The organism is Vicinamibacterales bacterium (assembly GCA_035699745.1).
Lineage (GTDB): Bacteria > Acidobacteriota > Vicinamibacteria > Vicinamibacterales > 2-12-FULL-66-21 > JAICSD01.
Window position 1 is genome coordinate 33,398 of record DASSPH010000030.1, and the last position, 24,777, is coordinate 58,174.

The 24,777-nt window shown below is 70.7% G+C and carries 21 protein-coding genes; 10 read left to right on the plus strand and 11 right to left on the minus strand.

Going from position 1 to position 24,777, the window contains the following annotated elements; translation table 11 throughout:
- Positions 1-7 precede the first annotated feature (7 nt).
- Positions 8-496 (minus strand): DinB family protein, encoded by a 489-nt coding sequence (locus VFK57_05875; protein ID HET7695219.1) that lies wholly within the window; start codon positions 494-496, stop codon positions 8-10.
- 74 nt (positions 497-570) lie between these two features.
- Between VFK57_05875 and VFK57_05880 the strand changes: the two genes are divergently transcribed.
- Together VFK57_05880 and VFK57_05885 are read left to right on the plus strand one after the other, a co-directional pair.
- The gene (locus VFK57_05880) at positions 571-1,575 is read left to right on the plus strand and encodes an ATP-binding protein (protein HET7695220.1); all 1,005 of its coding nucleotides are present in this window, start codon (positions 571-573) and stop codon (positions 1,573-1,575) included.
- A 29-nt stretch (positions 1,576-1,604) separates the two neighbouring features.
- Positions 1,605-1,931 (plus strand): hypothetical protein, encoded by a 327-nt coding sequence (locus tag VFK57_05885; GenBank protein ID HET7695221.1) that lies wholly within the window; start codon positions 1,605-1,607, stop codon positions 1,929-1,931.
- Here VFK57_05885 and VFK57_05890 read toward each other — a convergent pair.
- Together VFK57_05890 and VFK57_05895 are read right to left on the minus strand one after the other, a co-directional pair.
- The gene (locus VFK57_05890; protein ID HET7695222.1) at positions 1,879-3,261 is read right to left on the minus strand and encodes a hypothetical protein; all 1,383 of its coding nucleotides are present in this window, start codon (positions 3,259-3,261) and stop codon (positions 1,879-1,881) included. The two genes, VFK57_05885 and VFK57_05890, sit on opposite strands and share 53 nt — an antisense overlap.
- Positions 3,261-4,187 carry a glycerophosphodiester phosphodiesterase family protein gene (locus VFK57_05895; protein ID HET7695223.1) on the minus strand — a complete coding sequence of 309 codons (927 nt, stop codon included), beginning with the start codon at positions 4,185-4,187 and terminating at the stop codon, positions 3,261-3,263. The genes VFK57_05890 and VFK57_05895 overlap by 1 nt, the downstream gene beginning before the upstream one ends.
- 72 nt (positions 4,188-4,259) lie before the next feature.
- Here VFK57_05895 and VFK57_05900 point away from each other — a divergent pair, with 72 nt between their 5' ends.
- From VFK57_05900 to VFK57_05910, 3 genes are all read left to right on the plus strand, one after another.
- Positions 4,260-5,195, plus strand: coding sequence for an NAD-dependent epimerase/dehydratase family protein (locus tag VFK57_05900; protein ID HET7695224.1), 936 nt, complete (start codon positions 4,260-4,262; stop codon positions 5,193-5,195).
- Between the two features lie 5 nt (positions 5,196-5,200).
- A complete protein-coding gene (locus tag VFK57_05905) occupies positions 5,201-6,130 on the plus strand; it encodes an RNA polymerase sigma-70 factor (GenBank protein HET7695225.1) in 930 nt (309 codons plus the stop codon).
- Between the two features lie 108 nt (positions 6,131-6,238).
- Complete coding sequence (locus tag VFK57_05910) at positions 6,239-7,645, plus strand: PilZ domain-containing protein (protein ID HET7695226.1); 1,407 nt, start codon at positions 6,239-6,241, stop codon at positions 7,643-7,645.
- Here VFK57_05910 and VFK57_05915 read toward each other — a convergent pair.
- The gene (locus VFK57_05915; protein HET7695227.1) at positions 7,642-8,589 is read right to left on the minus strand and encodes a hypothetical protein; all 948 of its coding nucleotides are present in this window, start codon (positions 8,587-8,589) and stop codon (positions 7,642-7,644) included. The genes VFK57_05910 and VFK57_05915 overlap by 4 nt on opposite strands.
- 161 nt (positions 8,590-8,750) lie before the next feature.
- On the opposite strand from VFK57_05915, the gene VFK57_05920 reads away from it, so the two are divergent.
- Complete coding sequence (locus tag VFK57_05920) at positions 8,751-9,722, plus strand: VWA domain-containing protein (protein HET7695228.1); 972 nt, start codon at positions 8,751-8,753, stop codon at positions 9,720-9,722.
- Positions 9,723-9,728: 6 nt separating this feature from the next.
- Here VFK57_05920 and VFK57_05925 read toward each other — a convergent pair whose 3' ends face one another.
- Complete coding sequence (locus tag VFK57_05925) at positions 9,729-11,699, minus strand: amidohydrolase family protein (protein HET7695229.1); 1,971 nt, start codon at positions 11,697-11,699, stop codon at positions 9,729-9,731.
- A 103-nt stretch (positions 11,700-11,802) separates the two neighbouring features.
- On the opposite strand from VFK57_05925, the gene VFK57_05930 reads away from it, so the two are divergent.
- Both VFK57_05930 and VFK57_05935 read left to right on the plus strand, forming a co-directional pair.
- Positions 11,803-13,659, plus strand: a complete 1,857-nt coding sequence (locus tag VFK57_05930) for a PQQ-binding-like beta-propeller repeat protein (protein HET7695230.1) — start codon at positions 11,803-11,805, stop codon at positions 13,657-13,659.
- A 39-nt stretch (positions 13,660-13,698) separates the two neighbouring features.
- Positions 13,699-14,601, plus strand: coding sequence for a hypothetical protein (locus VFK57_05935; GenBank protein HET7695231.1), 903 nt, complete (start codon positions 13,699-13,701; stop codon positions 14,599-14,601).
- On the opposite strand, the gene VFK57_05940 is transcribed toward VFK57_05935, so the two are convergent.
- From VFK57_05940 to VFK57_05955, 4 genes are read right to left on the minus strand one after another with little or no spacing between them, the layout of a single operon-like run.
- Positions 14,598-16,214, minus strand: a complete 1,617-nt coding sequence (locus VFK57_05940; GenBank protein HET7695232.1) for a M56 family metallopeptidase — start codon at positions 16,212-16,214, stop codon at positions 14,598-14,600. The genes VFK57_05935 and VFK57_05940 overlap by 4 nt on opposite strands.
- Positions 16,211-16,603 (minus strand): BlaI/MecI/CopY family transcriptional regulator, encoded by a 393-nt coding sequence (locus tag VFK57_05945; GenBank protein HET7695233.1) that lies wholly within the window; start codon positions 16,601-16,603, stop codon positions 16,211-16,213. The genes VFK57_05940 and VFK57_05945 overlap by 4 nt, the downstream gene beginning before the upstream one ends.
- Before the next feature lie 51 nt (positions 16,604-16,654).
- Positions 16,655-18,508 (minus strand): ABC transporter ATP-binding protein, encoded by a 1,854-nt coding sequence (locus VFK57_05950; protein HET7695234.1) that lies wholly within the window; start codon positions 18,506-18,508, stop codon positions 16,655-16,657.
- Positions 18,492-20,285, minus strand: coding sequence for an ABC transporter ATP-binding protein (locus tag VFK57_05955; protein ID HET7695235.1), 1,794 nt, complete (start codon positions 20,283-20,285; stop codon positions 18,492-18,494). The genes VFK57_05950 and VFK57_05955 overlap by 17 nt, the downstream gene beginning before the upstream one ends.
- A 79-nt stretch (positions 20,286-20,364) precedes the next feature.
- Here VFK57_05955 and VFK57_05960 point away from each other — a divergent pair, with 79 nt between their 5' ends.
- Positions 20,365-20,961, plus strand: coding sequence for a GNAT family protein (locus VFK57_05960; protein ID HET7695236.1), 597 nt, complete (start codon positions 20,365-20,367; stop codon positions 20,959-20,961).
- Between the two features lie 44 nt (positions 20,962-21,005).
- Here the strand turns inward: VFK57_05960 and VFK57_05965 are convergent, their stop codons facing one another.
- Both VFK57_05965 and VFK57_05970 read right to left on the minus strand, forming a co-directional pair.
- Positions 21,006-23,264, minus strand: coding sequence for a fused MFS/spermidine synthase (locus VFK57_05965; protein HET7695237.1), 2,259 nt, complete (start codon positions 23,262-23,264; stop codon positions 21,006-21,008).
- A gap of 123 nt (positions 23,265-23,387) precedes the next feature.
- A complete protein-coding gene (locus VFK57_05970; protein HET7695238.1) occupies positions 23,388-24,236 on the minus strand; it encodes a sugar phosphate isomerase/epimerase in 849 nt (282 codons plus the stop codon).
- A 25-nt stretch (positions 24,237-24,261) separates the two neighbouring features.
- On the opposite strand from VFK57_05970, the gene VFK57_05975 reads away from it, so the two are divergent.
- Positions 24,262-24,765 carry an MgtC/SapB family protein gene (locus tag VFK57_05975; protein HET7695239.1) on the plus strand — a complete coding sequence of 168 codons (504 nt, stop codon included), beginning with the start codon at positions 24,262-24,264 and terminating at the stop codon, positions 24,763-24,765.
- The last annotated feature ends 12 nt before the right edge of the window (positions 24,766-24,777 follow it).

Here is a 24,777-nt window from a genome sequence, read left to right on the forward strand (position 1 = left end):
CCGTCGCCTAGCCGATCGGATAGTCCACGTCCTCGGACTGGTTCGGTTTGCCCATCGTGCGGCACATCGCCAGCACCTGTCCCTGGTGGTTGAAGATGTGGGTCACGATGCGGAGGATGACATCCGCCGGTCGAAGAACCCGTGTCCGCCCGGGATCGCTGATCATCTCGCGCGCCGAGTTCAGTTCCGCCTCGTCCGCTGCCTGCAGATACGCCCGCGTGGCGGCGGCGGTCTGCGCCCGGAACGCTTCCATCGCCCCGAGATCCGGCAGCGGCGGCAGCGTGGCCTCCTCGGTGTAGCCCCTCGTAACCACCGTCTGCCAGTACACCTCGGCGCCGATCGTGTGCTCCAATTGCTCGAGCACGGTCGGCATGCCGAACCCTGGAACCGTCCGGTGCAGTTCCCCTTCGGTGAGGCAGCCGCAGAATCCGATGAGGCGGCGGAAGCTTTCCTGCGCGCGCGCATGAATGTCGAGGAGTGCCGCGGCGGTGTACATGCGCCGATCTTACGCGACGGGAAATACCCGTGGCGCGCTTGCCGCCGGTCGTGACCGGCTGATACCGTACACGCGTGGCGCCGAATCCCTTCTCAGCCCTCTTCGGCACGGGCGGACGCCGCGCGGTCGAGTCGATCGTGCCGCGGCGGACGTTCGACGACGTGATCCTGCCGCCGGCAACGCGGCGGGCGCTGGACACGGCGCTCGCGCAAGTGACGCAGCACGATCTCATCTTCAACCGCTGGGGGCTCGGCGAGCGCCATCCCGCCGGCCTGGCGCTGGCGTTCAACTTCGCCGGACCGCCGGGCACCGGCAAGACCATCTGCGCGGAGGCGATTGCGCACGCGCTGGGCCGCCGGCTGCTGCTCGTGCGCTACGCCGAGCTCGAATCGCTGTGGGCGGGGGAGACGCCGAAGAACGTCGCCGCGGTGTTCCGCCGCGCCCGCGAGGAGCACGCCGTGCTCCTCTTCGACGAGGCAGACGCGCTGGCCACGCGCCGCTCGACGTCCGTCCACCACGGCTTCGAGCGCGAGTCCAACACGACCATCAGCGTGCTGCTCCAGGAGCTCGAGCGCTACGACGGCGTGGTGATCTTCGCCACCAATCTCGCCGCCAACTTCGATCCGGCATTCGAGCGGCGGATCCGGACGCACGTGCTGTTCGAGATGCCCGGGGTCGCCGAGCGCGAGCAGATCTGGCGCGTGCAGCTCCACCCCCTGCGCACGCCGCTTGCGGCCGACGTCGACTTCGCGGCGCTGGCGCAGCGCTACGAGGTGAGCGGCGGCGACATTCGCAACGCGGTCCTCAAGGCCGCGCTTGCCGCCGCCGCCGAGCCCGGCCCTGACGCCGCCAAGCGGATCCATCAGCGCCACTTCGAAGCCGGCATCGAGGACGTGGTCGCGTCGCGGCGCGTGATGCGGCAATCGTTGTTCGCGCCGGAGACGGCGGCGAGCGACGCGGAGGCGCTCGCCCGCGAGGCCGGGGCGCACCTCGCGCGTCTCGTCACCTACGCGTTCGCTGCCGGGGCCGCGGCGCTGATCCTCGCGCTCGCCGCCCTGATCGTCGCGCTGTTCAGGTAGACTTGCTGGCTGAGTCTATGATTGCGATCATGTGGCAGTTCGATGTGAAGGCCGGACACGAGGATGAATTCGAGAAGCTCTACGGCGTCGACGGCCCCTGGACCACGATGAACCGCCATACGCGGTCGTACATCGGCACGTCGTTCCTGCACGACCAGAACCGCGCCGCCCGCTACATCGTCATCGAGTACTGGAGCGAGATGCTCGTCACCGAGCAGAGCAAAGGAACGCGCAAGGCGGCCGAGGCTGCCATCGAAGCGAGACGCGACGAACTGGTGGCGTCGGTCGAGCCGCTCGGTATCTTCACGGTGCTCGACGTGCCCGACCGGTTCGGTCCCGCATGGTCGCAGCGGTAGCCGCCTGGCGGCCCAGGCGGTGGCGCGCCATCGCCTCGAGCGCCATCGCGGTCGTCAGCGACGCGGACGTGAATTCGAACACCTGTCCGCCGTCGGTTCTGCCGACGAAGAAGGTCGCCTCGTCGAACCCGCCCACGGCGTTCTGCTCCGACTCCAGATAGCGGATCGCGCCGTCGAGCAGCGCGCCGCGCCGGCCCGCATTCATCAACGTCAGCGCCGCGAACGCGGTGTTGAGGTGCGGATCCCCCTTGTCCCAGTGGATCGTGCCGTCCGCGCGGAGCAGTGCCGTCCGCTCCAGATCCGAGGCGAAGATCTGCACGGCGGTGGCGAGCGCTGACACGCCGCCCTCGCGGAACGCGCGGGACACGACGTACTGAAACGCGAAGTTGTCGGGATAGTACTCGGTCAAATCCTCGAGCCGGGAACGGTGAATGCCCAGGATCGCGGCGAGATTGATCAGGCGCACGGCCTCGGTCACGCCGGGGGCATCGAGCCGGTGTTTGCGGCCCAGGGCATACAGCACGTTCCCGTTCACCACCAGGTCGACGTCGTTCGGCAGGAGACGCGGCGGATCGCGATAGGTGAGCCAGGTCAGATAGGCGCCGCTTGCGGGCGGCAGCCACCACGGGTTGACGCGCCGCGGCACGGCGCCGACGTCCCGCCAGTCCGCGAAGAAGCGCTCGAACGCCACCGGGCTGGCCGGCGCGCCGTCGAGCGCCGCCGCATCCATCATCGCCGCGTACGTCGTCGCAGTGACGTCGGCATCGGAGGGAATCGCGAGCGTGGACGGGTAGATCGGCAGATTGATCGGGACGCGCTGGCCGCCGAGAATCGGGCCCTTCAGCCAGGCCGTCATCAGCAGCGTCGTCAAGAGGTCCGGCGTGCGCGGGTCGGCGTCATACGGCCAGAAGCCGAACGTGCCGGCATCGGGCGCGGCGGGTGCCGACTCGAACAGGCGCATGAATCCCATCGCGCGCTGCCGCATGGCGCGCGCCATGAGAAAGTCGAGATCGGTGAGGTTCAGCTGCCGGCCGTTCTGCTCGACCACGGTGGCGAGCGCATGATGGATGAACGCGACCGTGAACGGACTCACGTCGCGCACGCGCCCGGCGCCGCCTCCCTGCAGCGTGAAATGCTGCGGCCAGTCGCCGGGGAAGTCGCGAATGCGGATGCCGTCGACGGTGACGTCGAGCGGCTGCTGCACCTGGTTGAAGTACAGGAACCAGAGGCTCCGCTGAATCGGCGACGGCGTGCCGGCGGCATCGTCGCGCGCGGGGAGCGCGACGAAGCACAACGCCGCGATGGCGGCGTGCCAGCGGACCCGCCGCATCATCGACCTCCGGGACTGGAGGCGCGCCGCGGCATCTGGTCGGGATTATCGGTGATGACGCCGTCGACGCGCAGGACGTCGAGATAGTGCGCCATCTCCGCGCGCACGTCCGGGAACCCGGCGACCGCCGACGCGCGGAACGTGTACGGCGTGATGAGCATACCGAGCTGCCGGGCCGCGGCAATCCCCTCGGGATGATCGCGGACGATGGTCTTTTCCGGGCTCAATCCCGTGGCGAAGGCCTTCACGCTGGCGAGCCCCTCCGGTGTGAGCCACCGCGCCGCGTCGCGCGCCGCGATCAGGAAGTGCACCGGCAGCTTGGTGCCGAGACTCGCGAGCACCTGCAGACTCGACGCGGTGAACGACTGCAGCAGCACCGGCGTCTTCGGATCGGCGCCGGGACGATCGAGCCCCTTCGCCTTCAGCTCGTCGAGAATCCCCTTCTCGATCCCTGCGTACTTCTCGGGGAGCTTGAGCTCGATGAACAGGCCGGATCGGCCGCGCAGCGCGTCGATGGTCTCGGCGAAGGTCGGAATCCGCGTCCCCTTGAACTTCGGATCGAACCACGAGCCCGCATCCAGCTTCCGGATCTCGGCGAGCGTGAAATCGGCGAGCATCCAGCGCTTCGCCGTCTGGCCGTTCGCCAGGCTGACGGTGCGGAACCGATCGGGAAAGACCTCTTCCACATCCGTCGTCCGCTCGAGCGACTCGTCGTGCAGGCAGACGATCTGCCGGTCTTTGGTCAGCTGCAGGTCGAACTCGACGAACGTCGCCCCCTGGTCCGCGGCGAGACGGAAGGCGGGAACGGTGTTCTCGGGCGCGTACGCGGAGGCACCCCGATGCGCGACGAGCCATCGCGGATTGGACTGGACGGCTCCGCCGGCGAGACCGGCGAGCAGCGCGAGGACTAACCAGGACAGTCGCATGGCGCGCATCTTACCAGCCCGGCCGCATCAGAGCCTGTCACATTTCCTCCCCTTCCTTCGTCTCATCAACATATGACGACGACAAGCGGGAGAACGGTATTCGTAGCGGGCGGCTCCGGAACCATCGGCGTGCCGCTCGTTCGTGCCCTGGTGGGCGCAGGGCACAAAGTCTTCGCGACCACGCGGTCCGCGTCGAAGCAAGCACTGCTGTGGGACCTCGGGGCGACGCCGGTGGTGGTCGACGCCTTGAATGCCGCGGCGCTGGAGCGCGCGGTCCGCGCCGCACGGCCGACGCACGTCATCCACCAGCTCACGGCGCTGCCGAAGACCGCGCCGAAGAGCGCCGCCGACCTGGAGCCGACCAACCGGCTCCGGGACGAAGGCACGCGGAACCTGCTGCGGGCGGCCGTCGCGGCGGGAGCCCGCCGGTTCATCGGCGGGTCGTTCGCGCTGATCGGGGCCGGGGTCATGCCCGAGGCGCCGCAGGCCGGACTGGACCGCGCGCGCGAGGCGATCCAGTCGATGGAATCGCAGATCCTCGGCGCGGCCCGCGACGGGACGATCGAGGGAATCGTCCTGCGCTACGGGCTGTTCTATGGGCCGGGGAACCCGGCGACGGATGACATGCTCGACCGCGTCCGGCGGCGCCGGCTTCCGCGCGTCCGCGGCGATGCCGGCAAGCTTCCGTACATTCATCTCGATGACGCGGTGAGCGCCACCGTCGCGGCGATCGATCACGGAGCCTCGGGCAGTGTGTACGACATCGTCGACGACAGGCCGGCGAGTTTCAGCGAAATGGTGGACGTCATGGCTGAACTGGCGCACGCACCGCGCCCGTTCACGGTGCCGGCGTGGCTGCCGCGCCTCGTCGCTCCGTACATGGCGCGGCTGCTCGCGCTCCAGGCGCCGCTGTCGAACGCCGCCGCGAAGCAGGACCTCCAGTGGACGCCGCGCTTTCCGAGCTATCGCGAGGGGTTGCGGCAGACGATCCGGCTGGCCGCCGCATGAGCCCCATGGATCATCTCCAGGAGTTTCAACGCTGCCGCCCGCTGCTGTTCTCGATCGCCTACCGGATGCTCGGCAGCGCGAGCGACGCGGAAGACATCCTGCAGGACGCCTGGCTGCGGTTCGCCCGCGCCGGCGATGCCGAGGTGCGTTCGGCGAAGGGGTATCTCACCACGATCGTCACGCGGCTTTGCCTCGACCACCTCAAATCGGCCCGCGTCTCGCGCGAGCAGTACGTCGGCCCGTGGCTGCCGGAGCCGATCCTGACCGAAGGGGACGCGCAGCCGGAACAGTCCGCCGTGCTCGCCGAATCGCTGACGCTCGCGTTCATGGTCCTCCTCGACACGCTCTCACCCGACGAGCGCGCGGTCTTCCTGTTGCGCGAGATCTTCGAGTACTCCTACGCCGAGATCGCGGAGATGCTGGGATCGAGCGAGGCGAACTGCCGGCAGCTGTTCCACCGCGCCAGGCAGCGCGTCGCCGCGCGGGAGCCGCGATCGAGCCGTCCCTACGAAGAGAAGCAGCAGCTCGCGGAGCGCTTCGCCCGCGCGCTCCGCGATGGCGACGGCGACGCGCTGGCCAGCGTGCTCGCGGCCGATGTCGGCTTCTGGGGCGACGGCGGCGGGAAGGTTCCGGCAACCGGACGCCCGGTGTACGGCCGGCCATCGGTGCTCAATCTGCTCCTCGGCATCCGGCGCGTCGCCGCCGCGATGGGCGTCACGATGGACGACGTCGGGCTGCAGGTGCGGGAGGTCAACCGCGAGCCGGCGATCCTGGTTCGTGTTCGCGGACAGCTCAACTCCGTCTACACGTTCACCATGAGGGACGATGCGATCTCGGTGATCCGCGTGATCCGCAATCCGGACAAGCTCGGGTTCATCGACGCACAGTTGTCGGGCGGTGTGAGCAGCGCTCCACTGCTGGCGCCGGGTCCCTGAACGCATTCGTCAGCGCTGTGCCGATCCGGCACAGCGCCGGCCCGCACACGGTCCCTTTGGCGGGAGCTTACGACGGCATGTCGCTTGCTCCGCCCGGCGTATCCATCCATGGCAGCTCGCTCCGGCGCCGCGGCCTCCGGCCTGACGCTTGTACGAACCGAACCGCGCACGGACGACCCCGCGCCATCCGACCGCCGCGTCCATCCGCGCCTGACGCTCTCGGATCTCGACTGGCTGAATACCATCCGTCTGAAGTACGGCCCGGTGGTGTCGCTGATCGATCTGTCATCGGGTGGTGCGCAGATCGAAACCACCAGCCGGCTGAATCCGGGCGCACCCGTGGTCGTGCAGATCTCGGGCAGCGGCGGCGAGATCGCGGTGCCCTCGACGGTGGTGCGCAGCCAGGTTTCGCGGGTGGCGCCGTACATGATGTATCGCAGCGCGCTGTCCTTCAGGCGGGCGATCGAGACGGCGCAGCCCGCCGTCGACAAAACGTCTGACGCGTTCACCAGTCTTCTCAGCGAGCACGCGCGCATGACGGGGGCGATCCGCCGGCTCTCGCACGCCTGCACCGGCGGCGACCCCGCGGCGATCGTCGGCGACGACATCCTCACCTCCACACTCGGGCTGATTCAGTCGCCGGCCGGACGGCGCGCGGGAGACAGCTTCCGGCGGCACCTCACGGTCTTGTTCCGCGACCTGACGCGCGGCATCGAAGCCGCGGCGCCGGCCGACACGCTGCTGTCCGCGCTCGCGGACCGTTTGCGGCGCTCGGTCCCCACGCGTGTGATCCACATTGCGGACGGCGGAACGGGGATCGGGCCACACCGCGAGGACACGGTCTACTTCGACGCGGCGCGCGAGGGGAGCGTGGTGGCGCGCCTGGTGGTGGAATTTCCGCGCGACTGCCAGCTCGAAGCCTGGCACCTGCACTTCCTCAGAGTGGCGGCGCAGCTCGTCGCGCTCGTCAACGACGTGTCGGCGCTGCGCGAACGCGCCGGGCACGATCCGGCCGTTTCACCGAAGAGCCCTCCGCGCGCGTCCGAGCCGGCGCCGCTGCCGTTCGCCGCGCTGCCGCCCGCGCCAGTGCCCGCGGGGGTCGTCGAGGCGGCGGTTCCGGCCACGATGGTCTGGGTACCGGTCGTGGCGCGGTACGCGGACGGACGCGTGCTGAAAGGATATTGCCGCGGTTTCGTGCCGGCCCGCGGCTACGTCTCGGTCGCGCCGGCGCCGGACGCGCCGCAATCGGCGGTATCGACGCTGCTGCTGCGTCATCTGAAGGCGGTGTTCTTCGTCCACGACCTGGCCGGCGCGCCGCCGGACGTCGAGCCCACCCCGGCGGCACGCGGCCGTGACATCATCGTCACCTTCATGGACGGCGAGGTCCTGAGCGGGACGACGCTGAATTACGCGGTGGACGGCGCGGGCTTCTACCTCTCACCCCACGATCAGCGCGGCAACAACCTGCGCATCTTCGTGATCAACGAAGCCGTCCGGCACGTCCAGTTCCCCTAGGGGGTCTGCGGAAACACGTAGGTGATCGTCGCGCCGCTGGCGGCGTGGCGCTTGACGTCGGCGCGGCCGCCGTGCGCCCGCACGATGTGCGCCGCGGCCGCGAGCAGCACGCCGGCGGCCGGCGCGCCGCGGTAGTCGTCGCCGCCGTTCTCGAAGAACCGGCTCGCCTGACCGCCGCCGACGATCAGCGTCGGGCAGAACACGTCGATGATGATCGCCGGCCGGACGCGCACCGTCTGCAGGCTGATCGAGATCCGGGCTGGCGGCTGCCGGCCGTCCCTGCCCGGCTGCCGCCGCGGATCCGAGAGCAGCATGTCGACGACCGCATCGACGGTTCCGACGAGCCCCAGGACCACCTGCGACGGTTCGGCGAGGATCTCGAACGCGGCGTCGTCGACGGAGATGTCGAACTCGATGCCTGCCAGCCGCGCCACCGGCGCGGCCGCTCGCACGGACGCGTCGACGATCTCGCGCGCCGACACTTCGACGCGCGTCGGCGGCTCGTGCTGCTGCAGCGTCGCCGCGGCGCGCGCCAGGCGCGTCACGCGCAGGAACTCGACCTGCACCGACTGCGCGATCAGCGACGGACTGGCGAACTGCGGACGCGCCGCGCTCTGGTGAGTGACGAGCGACTCCAGCCGATCGGCGATGAGGCCGAGGGCCGGACCCGTCAGCGTGGGAGACACCGGAGCGTCGCCAGCGGCGCGGCTGTCGGTTCGCTCGGGCACGGGGGCCGGTGTGTCGTGGGCCGTGCGGGACATCAGTTCGTCGACATAGTGCGCATCGTGGCGCATGCGAAAGGTGGCCGGAAGGCCTTCCCGGATCCGTCCGGCCGGGGGTTCTTCGTCCGCATCATCGGTGCCGTCCAGGTTGTCCGCGTCAGTGAGGTGCAGGGAGTCATTCAGCTCTTCGGTGATCTGATCACCGGCCGCCGGTTCGTTCACGCGCGAGTCCTCCGAACATACAGACCGGTACCGTCTCCGGGCAGCCGGCCTGCGCAGCTGTTTTTGGGAACGCGGGGAGAATATCGCAGCGCGCGCTCCAAGCCAAGAGCAAAGCAGCGCTCGCAGCACGCCGCGTCTCTCCGCGGGCGTATTCTACTGTCATGACCAGGTTTTTGACGAGCTCGATCGCCGTCGCGTCCGCCGGCATCCTCCTCGCGGCGGCGCCGCAGCAGCCGGTCTTCCGCACCGCGAGCGACGCGGTCCGCGTCTTCGTCACCGTGCTCGATCGCGACGGCCGTCTCGTCACCGGCCTGACGCAGGACAAGTTCGAGGTCCGCGACGAGGGGAAGCCGCAGCCGATCACGCAGTTCGACAACAAGCCGCAGCCGATCCGGCTGATCGTGCTGCTCGACGTGTCGGGCAGCATGGCGGGGAACCTGCCGCTGCTGCGCGGCGCGGCGGAGCAGTTGTTCACCCGGCTGCTGCCCGGCGACCAGGCGCGGGTCGGATCCTTCGGCCACGAGGTCGTCCTCGCGCCGGCGTTCACGAGCGACCGCCGCGAGCTCACCGCGTCCTTGCCGACGGCAATCGCCCCGGATGCGCCGACGCCGCTCTGGCGCGCCGTCGTCCAGGCGATCCGCGCATTCGACGGCGCCGACGATCGGCGGAAGGTGATCCTGGTCCTCAGCGATGGCAAGGACAGCGGGCCGATCAGCTTCCGCGATCGCCCGTCCAGCCAGGCGGACGCGATCGATCGCGCGCGCGACGAAGACGTGATGATTTACGGCATCGGGATGCGAAGCCGCGGCGCGCGCCCGCCGCAGACCGGCGCCGGCCCGGGCGGACTGCAGGCGATGCTGCTCGCCGACATGCCGGATCCGGGGCTGGCTCGAGTCGCCGAAGAAACCGGCGGCGGCTACACCGAGATCCGCTTCGGCCAGGATCTCGGCGCGGCCTTCGCCGCGGTCGCCGACGAACTGCACACGCAGTATCTGCTGGCGTTCGCGCCGCCCCAGCGAGACGGCAAGGTGCACGACGTCAGCGTCCGCGTCAGCGAGAAGGGTCTGAAGCCTCGCGCCCGCAGGAGCTACGTCGCGCCGAAAGCGGAGCGCCCCGCCTCCGACGTTCGCTGAACCGCGCTAGCTGCCCGCCAGGTCCGCGTACCCGTCGCTGATCGTGTCGTCCGGCCTCGTCGCGAACAGCGCCAGCAGGTCGGTGATGACCGCCGCCTTGTCGCGCGCGTCGCGGCGGGACCACGTCCGCGACTTCACTTCCACGAAGAAGCCGTCCTGCGCCGGCACCAGCAGGCGATCGAGGTGGACGTAGAACTCCACGCCGCGAAAGGCCACCAGCCAGCGGCGCCGATCCTTCTCGACCACACGCTCGGCGGCCGGACGGAAGTACTCGCGATAGAACCGCGCCGAGTGCGTCGCCGGGGCGTAGTAGCGCGAGCGGGACAGCAGGACCGCGCCGAAGTGATCCTCGCGCGTCCGGCCCGTCAGGGTGAGACGGGCGCGGGCGCCGGTCACGGCACCGTGGGCGTCGAGGAACTCGTCCTCGCGATAGCGCAGCCATCCCTGGTCGGGATCGTCGAACGACCAGTAGGTATCGTACTGATGGTAGTGGCTCGATTTGATGACGGTGACGCGATCGCTGCCCAGCACCGCGAGCACCTGGTCTTCCGCCGGCACGCGCGCCTTGACCTGCACCTCGAAGCTCTCCTGTTCGACGGCGCCGCCGACCGCGACGAGCTTCTGCAGCACGCTGACCTCGCGGCTGGTGAGGAACGCGTCGACGCGCGACGCCGCGTCCTGCGCCGCCGCACGCAGCTCGCGCTCGTCGAGCGTGAGCAGCCGGCGATCGCGCATCAGCCACCGGCCGTTGCACATCACGTCGACGACGTCGGTGGACTTCGAGGCATAGACGATCTGGCCGTAGACGCCGCCGGCGCCGTGCCCGAAGGCGGGCACGTTGTGGAGGCGATCGAGCTCGAGGACGACCAGATCGGCGCGCTTGCCCGGTTCGAGCGATCCGATCAGATCGCCCATGTGCAGCGCCCGGGCGCCGAGCCGCGTCGCCATCGCCAGCGCCGTCCGCGCCGGGATCGCCGTCGGATCCCCGGTGGTGCCTTTCGCCAGCAGCGCGGCCAGCCGCAGCTCCTCGAACATGTCGAGGTCGTTGTTGGAAGCCGGCCCGTCCGTGCCGATCCCGACGTCGACCCCCAGCTCCAGCATCCGCGCCACCGGGGCGACTCCCGCGGCGAGCTTCAGATTGCTCGACGGGTTGTGCGCGACGCCGGCGTTCGCGTTCTTCAGCGCCCGCATCTCGCCGTCGTCCACGTGGACGCAGTGCGCGGCGAGGACCTTGGCGTCGAACAGCCCGTGCTTCTTCACCCACGGCACGACCGGCATGCCATTGACGCGGCGCGACTCGTCGACTTCGAGCGCCGTCTCCGAGAGGTGAATGTGCAGCGGCACGTCGAACTCCACGGCAAGCTCGGCGCAGGCGCGCAGGATGTCGGGGGTGCACGTGTACGGGGCGTGCGGCGCCGGCGCCGGGACGATCAGCGGATGGCCGCGCCACCGGCCGATGAAGTCCCGGGCGAGCGCGAGCGATTCCTCGAAGCTGGTGGCGTCAGGGGTGGGGAAGCGCAGCACCGTCTGGGCGCAGAGCGCCCGCAACCCCGCCGCCGCCGTCGCCTCGGCGATCGCGTCTTCGAAGTAGTACATGTCCGCGAAGCAGGTGACGCCCGATCGAATCATCTCCGCGCAGCCGAGCCTGGTGCCCAGGCGCACGAAGTCGGGGTTGACGAACGCGCGCTCGACCGGCATCACGTAACCCATCAGCCAGACGTCGAGGCGCAAGTCGTCGGCGAGGCCGCGCAGCAGCGTCATCGGCACGTGGGTGTGCGCGTTCACCAGGCCGGGCATGACGACGCGGCCGCGGCAGTCGATCGTTTCGGCGGCCTGGAAGGCCGCCGCATCGGCGCCGACCGCCGCAATCGAGTCCCCGCGCACGGCGACGGCGCCGCCGCGATGGACGGTGAAGCCGGCATCCATGGTGACAACGAGGGCATTGGTGAGGAGGAGATCGCACGTCGGCCTGGCCACGATCGAATTGTAGCGGCGTTGAGCGCGCTGATTGGCGGGGTCTGCGGGTGGGCGGGGCGGAAGGATGCCGTGCCGGCGGCGTTTTGTTGTACCGTGGCGCCCTATGCGCAGATACAGCAGCGCGGCCGCGGCCGCACTCGTCCTCGCCGCCGCGACCACGCTCGCCGGCCAGGGACCGCGGGAGTGGCGGGACTACGCCGGCGGGCCGGACAGCTCGAAGTTCGTCGCCGCCAGGCAGATCACGAAGGAGAACGTCGGCCGTCTCGAGGTCGCCTGGAGCTATCCGGGCGGCGTGAGCGACTTCAATCCGCTCGTGGTCCGCGGCGTCATCTACGGCCGCGCCGCCGGCGACAAGTTCGTCGCGCTCGACGCCGCCACCGGCAAACAGTTATGGCTCTCGGAGCCGGTGCCCGGCTTCAACGTCCGCGGCATCAACTACTGGGAGAACAAGGACGGCTCGGACCGCCGCCTGATCTACAGCGCCGCCAATTTCCTGCAGGAGCTCGACGCGATGACCGGCGAGCCGATCCGGACGTTCGGCAGCAACGGCCGCGTGGACCTGCGCGCCGGACTCGATCGCGATCCGGAGAAGGTCAACCAGCAGTCGCGCACGCCCGGCCGGGTGTTCGAGAACCTGATCATCATGGGCTCGGCGACCAACCAGGAGTACGACTCGGCGCCGGGAGACATCCGCGCCTTCGACGTCCGCACCGGCGCGCTGGTGTGGACCTTTCACACCGTGCCGCGGCCGGGCGAGGTCGGCTACGACACCTGGCCGCCGGAGGCCTGGAAGACCATCGGGGGGGCGAACAACTGGGGAGAGCAGACGATCGACGAGAAGCGCGGCATCGTTTACGTGCCGACCGCGAGCCCGAAGTTCAATTTCTACGGCGGCAACCGCAAGGGAGCGAACCTGTTCAGCGACTGCATCCTGGCGCTGGACGCGCGCACGGGGAAGCGGCGGTGGCACTTCCAGACCGTGCACCACGACATCTGGGATCTGGACAACAACGCCGCGCCGCAGCTGACGACCATCCGCCGCAACGGCCGATCAATCGACGTCGTCGCGGTGGCCAGCAAGACCGGATACCTCTACGTGTTCGATCGCGTCAACGGCACACCGATCTGGCCGATCGAAGAGCGTCCCGTGCCGCAGCGCACCGACGTGCCGGGTGAAGCGCTGTGGCCGACGCAGCCGATCCCGACGAGCCCGCCGCCGTTCTCGCGCCAGCGATTCACCGCCGACGACGTCAACCCGTACATCCTGACGCCCGAGGAGCGCGAGCGCTTCCGGCAGCGCATCCTGGCGGCGAGAAACGACGGCCCGTTCACGCCGATCGGCTTCGACGAAGTGCTGCACATGCCGGGCAATCACGGCGGGTCGAACTGGGGCAGCACCGCGGCGCACCCGTCCGACGGCACGGTGTACGTGATCGGCTTCAACGTGCCCGCGCTCATCCGCCTGCTTCGTCCCGGCGAAGTCCGCATGGGTCCGGGCGGCGCCAGGGAAGTGGTTCAGGAGGGGCGCTACGTCACTCAGGGCTTCGGGCTGTATCCCGCGATCGTGAATCCGCCCTACACGACGCTGACGTCCTACGACTTGAACAAGGGGACGATCCGCTGGCAGATCGGGCTCGGCGACGATCTCCGCCTCGTCTCGCAGGGGATCACCGGCACCGGCACGGCGGCGACGATCAAAGGGGGACTGATTCCGACCGCGACCGGCCTGGTGTTCGCCACCGCGGGAGACCGCAAGGTCCACGTGTACGACAGCGCGACCGGCAAGCAGCTCGCGGAACTGCCGCTCGGCGGCGCGACCAGCGGATCGCCGTCGATGTACGAACTGAACGGGCGCCAGTATCTGCTCGTCGCCGCGACGCCGTCCTCGACGACCGGCGGACCGGCCGGCATCGTCGCCTACGCGCTGCCGCAGCGACAGGGGTCGAGCCAGCGGAAGTAGCCCCGCGTCGGCGCGCGGCGGCACGATATGCTGATATCGATGGCGTCCCGCGGACTCGAGAGCGAGATCGATCGCCTGTATCAGCTGCCGCCGTCGGAGTTCACCGCCGCCCGCAACGCGCTGGCCAAACGGGCCGGCGGCAGCGACGCCGCACGCATCCGCGCGCTGGCCAGGCCGCCGATCACCGCGTGGGCGGTGAACCAGTTGTACTGGCAGCACGGCGACGTCTGGAACGATCTGATCGCCGCCGCCGAAAATGCGCGCAAGGCGCACCGCGCGGTGCTGGCCGGCCGCAGCGGCGACGTCCGCGCCGCGGGCAAGGTCCACGAAGAGGCTGTCGAGCGCGCGCTCAAGACGACGTTGACGCTGCTGGCCGCGGCCGATCATCCGGCGACCGATGCCACCAGGCACGCGGTTGCGACCACGCTGCGGGCGCTGCCCGGCGACGAGCCGCCGGGGCGGCTGACGCACGCCCTGCAGCCCGCGGGGTTCGAGCTGTTGTCCGGGCTGCCGATCGCCCCCGGGCCGCCGCGGCCGCAGCGGCCGGCGCCCGAGAAGCCGGCGGCGCGAGAGGCGGGCGCCGCGCCGGCGCCGAAGGTCGACGCCAAAGCGCTCACCAAGGCGAAGCACGACGCGGCGTCGGCGGCCCGCGCGCTGCGCGAGGCGGAAACCGCCGCGCGCCGCGAAGAGTTCGAGACGGCGCGCACGGAACGCGAAGAGAAGCGCGCCGCGGACGTGGTGGAGAGGGCGCGCGAGGCGCTGGCCCGCGCCGAACAGGAACTGGACTCGGCCGAAACCGCGGCACGCCAGGCCGTGCAGGCGCGGAAGGCAGCGGCGAAGCGCGCCGCCGAGGCGCAGGACGCGCTCGCGGAGGCGCGCCGCCGCGCCGGGACCGCCGCCGCGGAGCTCGCCGCGATGGAAAGCGGCCGCAAGCCGCGTTAATCGAGGCTGAAGGACACCTTCACCGCCATCACGACCTCAATCGGCCTGCCGTTCAGCAGCGTCGGGCTGAAGCGCCATTGCCGCACGGCGTCGGCCGCCGCGACCGCGAGATCGGGGTGGACGTCGCCGCCCACCACGCGCACCGAGGTGACCGAGCCGTCCTCGCCGATGATCGCGTCGAGCGTCACGACCCCTTCACGGCCGGCGGCGCGCATCGAGTCGGGATACACGGGACGCACGTCGACGAGCTTCCTGGGCACGCGGATGTTGCCGCCGACGCGCACCGGCGCCGGTCCCTGCGGCCGCGCCGACGCCGGCGCGGTAATCCGGGTGCTGCGCACCGAAATGGTCTCCTGCAACGTGCCGACCGGCAGTGTGATCGCGCGGTCCCAGTCGCGCGGGCTGGTCAGCTCGAATTCCTGCCGCAGGGCACGGAAGCCGGGAATCGAGGCGGACAACACATATTTGCCGGGAGGGATGGCGGCGATCTGGAAACGGCCGTCCGCGCCGGTCTGCGCCGTCCATTTCTGCGACGCATCTTCCAGCGTGAGGGCGACGCCCGGCATCACGGCGCCGGTCGTATCGTAGATCGCGCCCGAGAAGAACGACGGCGGCGCCTGCTGGCCGCGGAGGGCCGCGACCGGCAGCGCCGCGGCGAGGAGCAGGGCGGCGGCGAGCACGGCGGCGCGCCGCGAAAGAGCCTGACGATCGAGTCGCGGATTCAGCATGGCGACGATTCTCCTTTCGAGCGTGGACGGGTGAGCCATCGGCATCGCCGAGACCCAGCGGGTTCCGGTTCGGCGGCAGCGCCGCGCCAGCGCGAGCAGGTGGCCGGCGTAGTCGCGCGCCGCCACACCGCGCCCCAGCACCGCGTCGTCGCACGCCTGCTCGCTGGCGCGGCGCAGGCGCGTGCAGGTGATCCAGATCAGCGGGTTGAACCAGAGCACCGTGCGCAGCGTTTCCGCCGCCATCTGCACGATCCAGTCGTGCCGGCGGATGTGGGCGAGCTCGTGGCACAGCACCGCGTGCATGCGCTCGCGGGGCCATTCGCGGGCGTGGGACGGCAGCAGCACGGACGGGCGCAGCACGCCGGACGTGGCGAGCAGATCGGACGCGCCGGTCTCGATCAGACGGATCTCGCGTCGGATGCCGTAGCTGGCCGCGATCGCGCGCGTCATGGCGTGCCACTCGGGATTGCCGCTCACCCGTCCGGCGCGGACGATCGCACGAAGCCGGACGACCGCGGCCAGCAGCGACGCCAGCGCGACACCGAATCCCACGAGCCAGACGACCGCCAGCACCGAGGACGGATCGCGCGGCGGCGCGCTGTCGCCCGGCGCCGGCGCCGCGGCCGTGCCGGACGCGGGGCGATCGTCGCGGACCGGCGACGGCGTCGCGATCAGCGCGGGGCTGCGCTCCCAGCGGGGCTCGATCGGGACGTTCAGCGCCGGCACCACGAACGAGAGCGGCGCGACCGCGACGGCGGCGGCGATCGCGGCCGCCAGGACGAAGTGCCGCAGCGCCGCGGCGCGCGAGCGGAAGAGGACGTCGAACAGCACGCCGGCGGCCAGCATCGCGGTGGTGCGGAGCGCGACGTCGAGCCAGGGGGTCATCGGCTCTCTCCGCGTGCGTTCTTCAGCAGCGCGGCGATGCGATCGAGGTCGTCGTCGGACATCCGCGACGCCTCGCCGCCGAGCAGCGCGGCGACCGCCTTGGCGCTGGAGCCGTCAAAGAACGTCTCGACCAGGTGCTTGAGCGCCGACCTGCGGGCGGCGCTGCGCGGCACGGTCGGCATGTAGACGTAGCGCAGCCCGTGCTCTTCGTGGCGGACGTGCCCCTTGGCCTCGAGCACGCGGAGCTGGGTGCGGATGGTGGAGTAGGTCGGCGCGCCGGGGACGGCGGCCATGATCTCGGCGGCGGTGCCGCGGCCGAGGCGGTAGAGGGCGTCCACGATCTGCCGTTCCCGCTTGGTGAGGAGCGCCGGCGCGCGTTTCGCAGACATGTGATTTTTATAACACCTCTGCGACTTTAATAACACGACCGCGGCCGGCTGTCAACGGCGGTAGGCGGCGGCCTGGATGCCGTACAGCTCGGCGTACTGGCCGCCCCGGGCGAGCAGCGCCTCATGCGTGCCCGCCTCGGCCACGCGGGCGCCGTCGAGCACGACGATCAGGTCGGCCATGCGGACCGTCGAAAAGCGATGCGACACCAGCACGGTGATGCGGCCGCCGTCGCCGGCGGCGCGCCGCCGCGCGGCCGCCGCCGCGTAGCGCTCGAAGAGTGCGTGCTCCGTCTCTGCGTCCAGCGCGGCCGTGGGCTCGTCGAGAATCATCAGCAGCGGCTCGCGCCGCATGAAGCCGCGCGCCAGCGCCAGCTTCTGCCACTGCCCGAACGACAGATCGACGCCGCCGGGCCAGGAAGCGCCGAGCTGCGTCTCGAGCCCCGCCGGCAGCCCCGCGATGACATCGGCCGCGCCGGCGCGCTCCGCCGCCTCCGCGATCGCGGCGGCATCGTCGATGCGGGCGAGGTCGCCCAGCCCGATCGCCTGCCGCGCGGCGAACTCGAACTTGAAGAAGTCCTGAAAGGCGCCGGCGAGACGGGCGCGCCACGCCGCAGCCGGAATCCGCGACAGGGGAGTGCCGTCCACCCGGATCGTTCCCGACGTCGGCGCATACATCCGCGTGAGCAGCTTGACGAGCGTCGTCTTGCCGGCGCCATTCTCGCCGACGATCGCCACGACCGCGCCCGCGGGCAGCGTCAGCGTTACCTCGTCCAGCACCAGGCGCGACGTCCCCGGGTACGCGAACGACACCCGGTCGAGCGTGATGCCGTCACGGATGGCGTCCGGCGCCGCCGCATCGCCGGACGCGTCCATCGTCGCGGCGTAATCCTCGAGCCAGGCGAGGCGCCGCGAGCCGTCCATCCAGAATCCGCGCAGGAATCCGATCTCGCCCACGGTTGCGCCGACGTAGGCGGACAACCGGGCGCCGGCGGCGAGCACCAGAATCACGTCCGCCGCCGCAACGGCCGGCCGCGACGCGACGAAGATTACCGCGGCGACGTAGCCGGCACCGAAGACCGCCCATGCCAGCGCGTGCCAGGCGGCGGACGCGGCGCGCGCACCCGCCACCGGACCGTACCAGCGCTCCCAGGCGGCGCGGCGATCCCGCGTCAGCCGATCCGCGATGCCGGTGACGCGCACCTCCTTGCCCGGAGACGCGGTCGAGGCCAGCACGAACAGATGCCGCGCCAGCCGCGCGGCCTGGGCCACGCGCTCCTGGACCGCGCGTTCCACCGCCGGCCTCCACGTCGAGGTCACCACGGTCGGGACCGCGAACACGCCGAGCAGCAGCAGCGCCGGATGAATCGACGCCAGCAGCGTCATCGTCACGCCGAGCCGCAGGATCCAGCCGAGCGTGGAGAACAGCGACATGTACATGTGGTCGAGCACGAAGACCTGGTCGCGCAGCATCGCGAGGCGATCGAGATAGTTGGGGCGCTCCTGATGCGCCAGCGTGGGGATCGTGGCCTGAAGCCGCGCCACGTGCGCCTCGAGCGCGATGGTCACGCGATCGCGGAAGCGCCGCTGGACGCGCGTGCTGACGGTTCGCAGAAACCAGGTGCCCGCGGTCGAAATGCCGAGCCCGATCGCCGCAACCTGCACGACCCCGGAACGCGCGCCGATCAGGCCGTCGGCGAGCACCGCCAGCCACAGCGCGAGGAGCGCGTCGGGCAGCGCCGCGAGCTGCGACAGGACGAACGACACGGCCATCAGACGCGGCTCGTGCCGGTAGCCGAGCCTGCAGAGACGCCACATCGACGCCAGCGCCGGGGGAAGCGGGTCCATCGCCGCCTGCACCGGCGGCGGCTCCGGCGGCGCAGGCCGATCGTCAGGTGAGGCTGTCAAGGCCGGACGCCTCCTCTCCGTCGACGAAACGCTGCGCCTGCAGGTCGAACATGGTGCGGTAGCGTCCGCCGAGGGCCATCAGCTCGTCGTGCGTGCCGAGCTCCGCCACGCGGCCGTGCTCGAGCACGCAGATGCGATCTGCATGACGCACGGTCGAGAACCGGTGCGAGATCAGAATCGTGGTGCAGTGCCGCGTCGCGGTCAGCAGCCGATCGAAGATCTCCGCCTCGCCGCGGACGTCGAGCTGCGCGGTCGGCTCGTCGAGCAGGACGACCCCGGCGCCCATCGAGACGGCGGCGAGCGCGCGCGCCAGCGCCACCCGCTGCCACTGTCCGCCCGACAGGTCGGTGCCGCCGTCGTACCCGCGCGCCAGCACCGTGTCCAGGGATGCGAGCCCGGAGGCGCCGGCGGATTCGAGCGCGGCGCGGACGACGGCGTCGGGGCCGCCGGCCGGCGCGACATTGTCGCGCAGCGGCAGCTCGAACCTGATGAAGTCCTGAAACACCGCCGTCACGCGCGACCGCCACCACGCGAGATCGAACTCGCGCAAATCGACGCCGTCGATCTCGATCGCCCCGGACACCGGGTCGTACAGCCGGCAGAGCAGCTTGGCGAGCGTCGTCTTTCCGGCGCCGTTCTGGCCGACGATCGCCAGCGAGGTTCCGGCCGGGATCGTGAGGTCCAGCCCGTCGAGCACGAGCGATCCCGGCGAATAGCCGAACGCCACCTGCCGCACGCGGATCTCGCGCACCGGCGCCGACGCCGCGCGGCGGCTGCCGAGCGGCAGCGATCCGCCCGCCTGCATGGCCGGCCCGAGCCGCATCACCGCGCCGACCGGCGCGGCAGCACCATCGAGCGCCCAGCTGAATCCGCCGAACGCGATCATCGACACGCCGATCGCCGCCTGGACGTAGACGACGGTCTCGCCAAGGCCGATCCTCGCCGCCGCGGCGTCGGAGGCCAGCGCCCCGAAGACGAGGACGTTCGCCGACACGACGATCAGGGCGCTCCACAGCACCGGCCGCTCGCGCAGCCGCGTGGCGTCGTACTGCAACTGGTGCAGCCGCCGGCGGCGGACGACGAACCGGTCCACGATCCAGTCCGCGAGCCCGAACAGCCGCAGCTCCTTGCTCGCCGGCGGATCCACGGCGAGGCGATAGGCGTAGTCGGCACCGCGCTGCGCGGCGCGCACCTCGCCGGTGTTGCGGTCGTGCCACACCGCGCTCTCGCGCAGCAGCCAGTGCGTCGCGAGCCAGGCGCCGGCGAGCACGATCGGCGCCCACCACGCGTAGCCGACGAGAATCACGGCGCACGCCACGCCGCCGATCATCTCGACCATCCCGCTGGCGATGAAGTCCATCGAGAACGCGAGCGGCGGACCGGTCATGCCGAGATCGAAATCACGCGCCGCGGTGAGGTCGCTGGTGAGCGCCGGATCCTCGAGGTGGCGGATGCCGGGGGGACCGACGCAGGCGCGAGTGACGGTGTCGTACAGCCACGCCGCCGTGCGATCCCCCACGTTGGCGCTGAGCGCCTGGTGAATCGGGCCGAGCATCTGCAGCGTGACGAACACCGCGCCGACCAGCGCGAGCGCCGGACCGGGCGGGGCCCCCTGCTGCACGGCGGAGACGAGCGCTCCCATCGCCACCGCGAACACCGCGGGCAGCGTGCCGCGCAGCAGCAGCGCGAGCCACCACGCCGCCGCCACCATGCCGCCGGCGCGCGACACCGCGGCGAACAGCGCGACTTCCTTGCGCCCGCGCCATCTCTCGGCCACGGTCTGATTCTGGATCAGACACCGGTGCAGCGGGGACTTGGAGTGGTGAAGCTGCCGGGTTTCGCGGTACGCTGCCGCCATGATCCACGCGCAGCCGGTCGTGCTCGAACGGGGCGGCATCCGCCTCGAGCCTCTCACCCCGGATCACCGCGACGCGCTCGCCGCGGCAGCCGCGGACGGGCGTCTCTGGGAGCTGTGGTACACGGCCGTGCCGCTGCCGCAGGACATGGGGCCGTACATCGATGCCGCGCTGCAGGCGCAGGCCGAGGGGCGCATGATCGCGTGGGTCGTACGCGACGCGATCACGGGCACGGTGATCGGCGCCACCCGCTACCACGACATCGTCCCGGCGCTGGATCGGGTGGAGATCGGCTACACGTGGTACGCGCAGAGCCGGCAGCGAAGCGGTGTCAACACCACCTGCAAGCTGCTGCTGCTGACCCATGCCTTCGAGACGCTCGGGTGCAAGGTGGTCGGGCTGCGAACCGACGGATTCAACTTTCGATCGCAGCGCGCGATCGAAGCGCTCGGGGCGAAGAAGGACGGCGTGATCCGCCACTTCGGCATCCGCAAGGACGGCTCGGCGCGGGATTCGGTGATGTACAGCATCCTCGCCACGGAATGGCCGGACGTGCGCCGTCACCTGGAGCTGCGGCTGGCACGGCACAGCGGGTAGCACCGGTAACCGGTTACCGGTTACCGGTTACCGGTTACCGGTTCTCAGCGCGCGTGCAGGACGCTCAAGATATTCGAGAAGTCGTCGGTCCAGAGCGGCGTGCCCGGCCTGGGGGTGAGCGGCGACCAGCGCGGGTCGGCGGCGAGCGGCGCCAGGTCCGCGGGGTTGCGGGCCATCACGATCCAGTGCGAGTCGCTCTTGCCCTCGGGCTTGCGGGCGCCGCCGCGATCGATCTGCTGCAGCGCCGTGAGTCCGTGGCTCTCGGCGAGCCGGGCGACGATCGGGCCGAGCGTCAGATGACGGTTGGAGATGTGCATCACCAGCAGCCCGTCGGGGACGAGCCGCGAGAGATACAGCGCCACCGCCTCGCGCGTCATCAGATGGATCGGGATCGAATCGGAGCTGAACGCGTCGAGCACCAGCACGTCGTAGCTGCGCTCCGGCACCCGGTTCAGCGAGATGCGGGCATCCCCGATCACGACGGGGCAGCGCGCGCCGCAGGCCTCCAGGAACGTGAACTGCTCGCGGGTCCGGGCGATGCGCTCGATCGCCGGGTCGATCTCGAAGAACGTCCAGCGCTGCGCCGGTGTCGCGTAGCTGGCGAGCGTGCCGACGCCCAGGCCGACGACGGCGACGTCGCGCGCGCGCGCGGCGCGCGGCAGCGCCGCCCAGGCCTGGCCGAACGGGCCGGTGCGATGGAAGTAGGTCAGCGCCTCGTTGCGCCGCTCCGGCGCCAGCGCCTGCAGCCCGTGCAGCGTCGTTCCGTGGGCGAGCGCATGATAGCGCCCCTGCAGATCCTCGCTGACGCGATACACGCCGAAGAACGTCCGGGTCGCATAGAGCACGCGCTCGCCGGCGTTGTCGAAGGCGAGGCTCGCGGCCATCAGCGCCGCGACGCACCAGCCGAAGCGGTGCGCCTCGCGCCGCTGCGCAAACGTCAGGATGGCGGGGAGTGACAGCGCCGCGAGCTGCACCGCGAGCGGCGCCCCCTTCGACGCGCCGACGATCAGAATCCCCGCCGTCAGGCCTCCCACGGCCAGCGGCAGCACGACGTCGGCGGCGCTGCCTTTCCACGCGGCGGCCTCTCGAGTCCTGAACAGCAGGCACGCCGCGGCGACGACGAGCGGGTACTCGACGATGCTGTTGAAGAGCACCGGGGCGGCGAGGGTGTTGAACAGCCCGCCGAGCATGCCGCCGAACGAGATCCAGAAATAGAACTCGGTCAGCCGCGACGCCTCCGGACGATCCTTGGCGAGGCTCGCATGGCAGCTCAGCGCGATGGCGGCGAACGCGCCCAGGTGGATCAGCAGGATCGCCGTCAGCGGCGCGCGCAGCTTGGCGATCATGACGAGCGCGAGCGGCACGACGAGCAGCGGCACGGCCCGGGCGGCAATCGCGTCCGCCGCGGCGCCGCGCTTGCCGAACGCGAGCGAGAACGTCAGCAGGTAGAGCGACAGCGGCACGATCCACAGCAGCGGCACCGCCGCGATGTCGGTCGAGACGTAGCTCGTCACCGCGAGCATCAGGCTCGACGGCACGAACGCGAGCGCCATCCAGCGCGCTCGCCGCGGCCACGACAAGGGCGGTGCAGCCCGGACGGGTTCCTCCACGCGCTGCGCGATCGCGTGCGGCGCCATCCGCCACCAGGCGACGGCGCCGCAGCCGGCGGCGAGGGCGACGAACCCGGCGTAGCCGAACGCCCACAACCGTGCCTGCGCGTGCAGCGTCAGCACCGGCTCGACCACGGTCGGATACGACGCCAGCGCGAGCAGGCAGCCGAGATTGCTCGCCGAGTACAGGAAATAGGGATCGCGCGCCGACGGGTGATCGGTGCGCGAGAGCCAGTGCTGGAAGACGGACGCGCTCGTCGACAGCACGAAGAACGGCAATCCGATCGTCGCCGAGAGGAGAAGCAGCAGCCAGGCGAGCGGATTGCCGTCCGGCGGCGCCGACGTGCCGCTCCCGATGGCGAAGGGCAGCACCGCGGCCGGCACGAGCAGCAGCACGCCGTGCACCAGCACGTGGCGCCTGAGCGGCACCCAGCGCGACGTGCCGAACGCGTAGCCGTAGCCGGCCAGCATCACGATCTGAAAGAAGACGACGCAGCCGTTCCACACCATCGGCACGCCGCCGAGGATCGGCAGGACCATGCGCGCCGCCATCGGCTCGACCATGAACAGGAGAAAGCCGCTCAGGAACATCGCGGCGGCGAAGATGGGAACGACGAGCGTACCGGCGGCCGCGACGTGGCGCGCCTGCGGCGCGGCGGCGGCGTGCGCGCGCCCGGGAAGAGCCTGCTCCATCATGAAGTCAGGCCTCCCGGGCTGCAAAGGGAATGCCCCGGGAATGGGCGGAAAAGGCCCGTATTTGCCGGCGAATCGCTTACAAATCCGTCAGCCGATCACCAAATCACCGGATCGCCCCGCTCAGCGACCCAGCTTCTTCCAGTTCGCGAGGCAGCGCTGCACCATCGGCAGTTCGCCGTCCTGCTGCGCACCGGTTTCCTGTTCGATCAGGTAGTACTCGACGCCGCCCGTCTTCTCGAGCGCGTCGAGCAGCGGTTTCCACGGGGCGGTCCCTTCGCCGAAGGCGACGTTGTAACCGCGATCGGGCGCCCAGTCCTTGCAGTGCGCGCTCTTGATCCGTCCGGGGTGCGCGTTGATCCAGGCGATCGGGTCGGCGCCCGCTTCGAGGCACGTCCCGACGTCGAACTGCAGCACGACGTCGCCGGGTGTGTTCGCCGCGAGGATGTCCATCGGCCGCTGTCCGTCCACCGGCTTCCACTCGATCGCATGGTTGTGGAACCCGGTCGCCATCCCGGCCGCCTTGAGCTGCGCCGAGGCCTGCGAGAGCTGCCCGGCGAATGCCTTCCACTCGTCCGCGGTCTTGGCCGGCGAGCTGGCGATGATGATGTACTTGCTGCCGATGATCTGGTTCAGCTCGATCGCTTTCTGCAGGCCGTCGGCGGTCAGCGACTGGACGCCGTTGTGCGTCGACGGGCATTTCAGACCGTTGTCGTCGAGGACCTTGCGGACCTCTTTCGCCCGATCCGGCGTCCACTGCATGTAGGGCGCGTAGAACTCGACGACCTGATAGCCCATCTTGCCGACGGCCGCCACCGTGCCGAGCAGATCTTTCGCCAGCTCGCCGCGAACCGAATACAGCTCGAGGCCGACGGGGATCTTCTTCTGGCCGTGCAGCGCCGCCGAGAACGCGAACGGGGCGGCAGCCGACATGGAGAGGAAAGCGCGGCGGGAGAGGTCGCGGGTGCTCATGTGCGCACGGTACCGCATAATGCCGGTGAGGTTCCAGATGGAAATGGTGAGCGTGCCCGAGTCGTCGCTGGTGGCGGTGTTCCGGTTGATCCTCGCGGCGCTGTTCGGGGCGGCCGTCGGCATCAACCGTGAACTGCGCGCCAAGCCGGCGGGCCTGCGCACGCACGCCCTGGTCTCGCTCGGCGCGGCGCTGCTCACGCTGATCGGTCTGGCGCTGACCAACGCCGGCGATCCGGAAGGGTTCGGCGCCGCCAGCCGCGTGCTGCAGGGGCTCGTCGCCGGCGTCGGCTTCATCGGCGGCGGCGTCATTCTCCGGCGGGAAGAGTCGAACGAGGTGCACGGCCTCAGTACCGCCGCCTCGATCTGGATCGTCGCCGCGATTGGCGTGGCCGCCGGCTGCGGGCTGTGGATGACGTCGGGCGCCGCGGTGCTCCTCGCGCTGGGCATCCTGGCGCTCGGCGAGCCGCTCGACCGGCTGCTGCGGCGCAGAAAGAAAGCGGAACCGCCGAACGTGAACGCCGGCGGGTAGCGGCCCGCCGCG

Excerpts from the sequence above, each read along its gene's own strand:
- VFK57_05875 (HET7695219.1), bottom strand. The coding sequence starts at position 496 with ATGTACACCGCCGCGGCACTCCTCGACATTCATGCGCGCGCGCAGGAA.
- VFK57_05885 (HET7695221.1), top strand. The coding sequence starts at position 1,605 with ATGTGGCAGTTCGATGTGAAGGCCGGACACGAGGATGAATTCGAGAAG.
- VFK57_05890 (HET7695222.1), bottom strand. The coding sequence starts at position 3,261 with ATGCGGCGGGTCCGCTGGCACGCCGCCATCGCGGCGTTGTGCTTCGTC.
- VFK57_05895 (HET7695223.1), bottom strand. The coding sequence starts at position 4,187 with ATGCGACTGTCCTGGTTAGTCCTCGCGCTGCTCGCCGGTCTCGCCGGC.
- VFK57_05900 (HET7695224.1), top strand. The coding sequence starts at position 4,260 with ATGACGACGACAAGCGGGAGAACGGTATTCGTAGCGGGCGGCTCCGGA.
- VFK57_05905 (HET7695225.1), top strand. The coding sequence starts at position 5,201 with ATGGATCATCTCCAGGAGTTTCAACGCTGCCGCCCGCTGCTGTTCTCG.
- VFK57_05910 (HET7695226.1), top strand. The coding sequence starts at position 6,239 with ATGGCAGCTCGCTCCGGCGCCGCGGCCTCCGGCCTGACGCTTGTACGA.
- VFK57_05920 (HET7695228.1), top strand. The coding sequence starts at position 8,751 with ATGACCAGGTTTTTGACGAGCTCGATCGCCGTCGCGTCCGCCGGCATC.
- VFK57_05930 (HET7695230.1), top strand. The coding sequence starts at position 11,803 with ATGCGCAGATACAGCAGCGCGGCCGCGGCCGCACTCGTCCTCGCCGCC.
- VFK57_05935 (HET7695231.1), top strand. The coding sequence starts at position 13,699 with ATGGCGTCCCGCGGACTCGAGAGCGAGATCGATCGCCTGTATCAGCTG.
- VFK57_05940 (HET7695232.1), bottom strand. The coding sequence starts at position 16,214 with ATGACCCCCTGGCTCGACGTCGCGCTCCGCACCACCGCGATGCTGGCC.
- VFK57_05945 (HET7695233.1), bottom strand. The coding sequence starts at position 16,603 with ATGTCTGCGAAACGCGCGCCGGCGCTCCTCACCAAGCGGGAACGGCAG.
- VFK57_05960 (HET7695236.1), top strand. The coding sequence starts at position 20,365 with ATGATCCACGCGCAGCCGGTCGTGCTCGAACGGGGCGGCATCCGCCTC.
- VFK57_05965 (HET7695237.1), bottom strand. The coding sequence starts at position 23,264 with ATGGAGCAGGCTCTTCCCGGGCGCGCGCACGCCGCCGCCGCGCCGCAG.
- VFK57_05970 (HET7695238.1), bottom strand. The coding sequence starts at position 24,236 with ATGAGCACCCGCGACCTCTCCCGCCGCGCTTTCCTCTCCATGTCGGCT.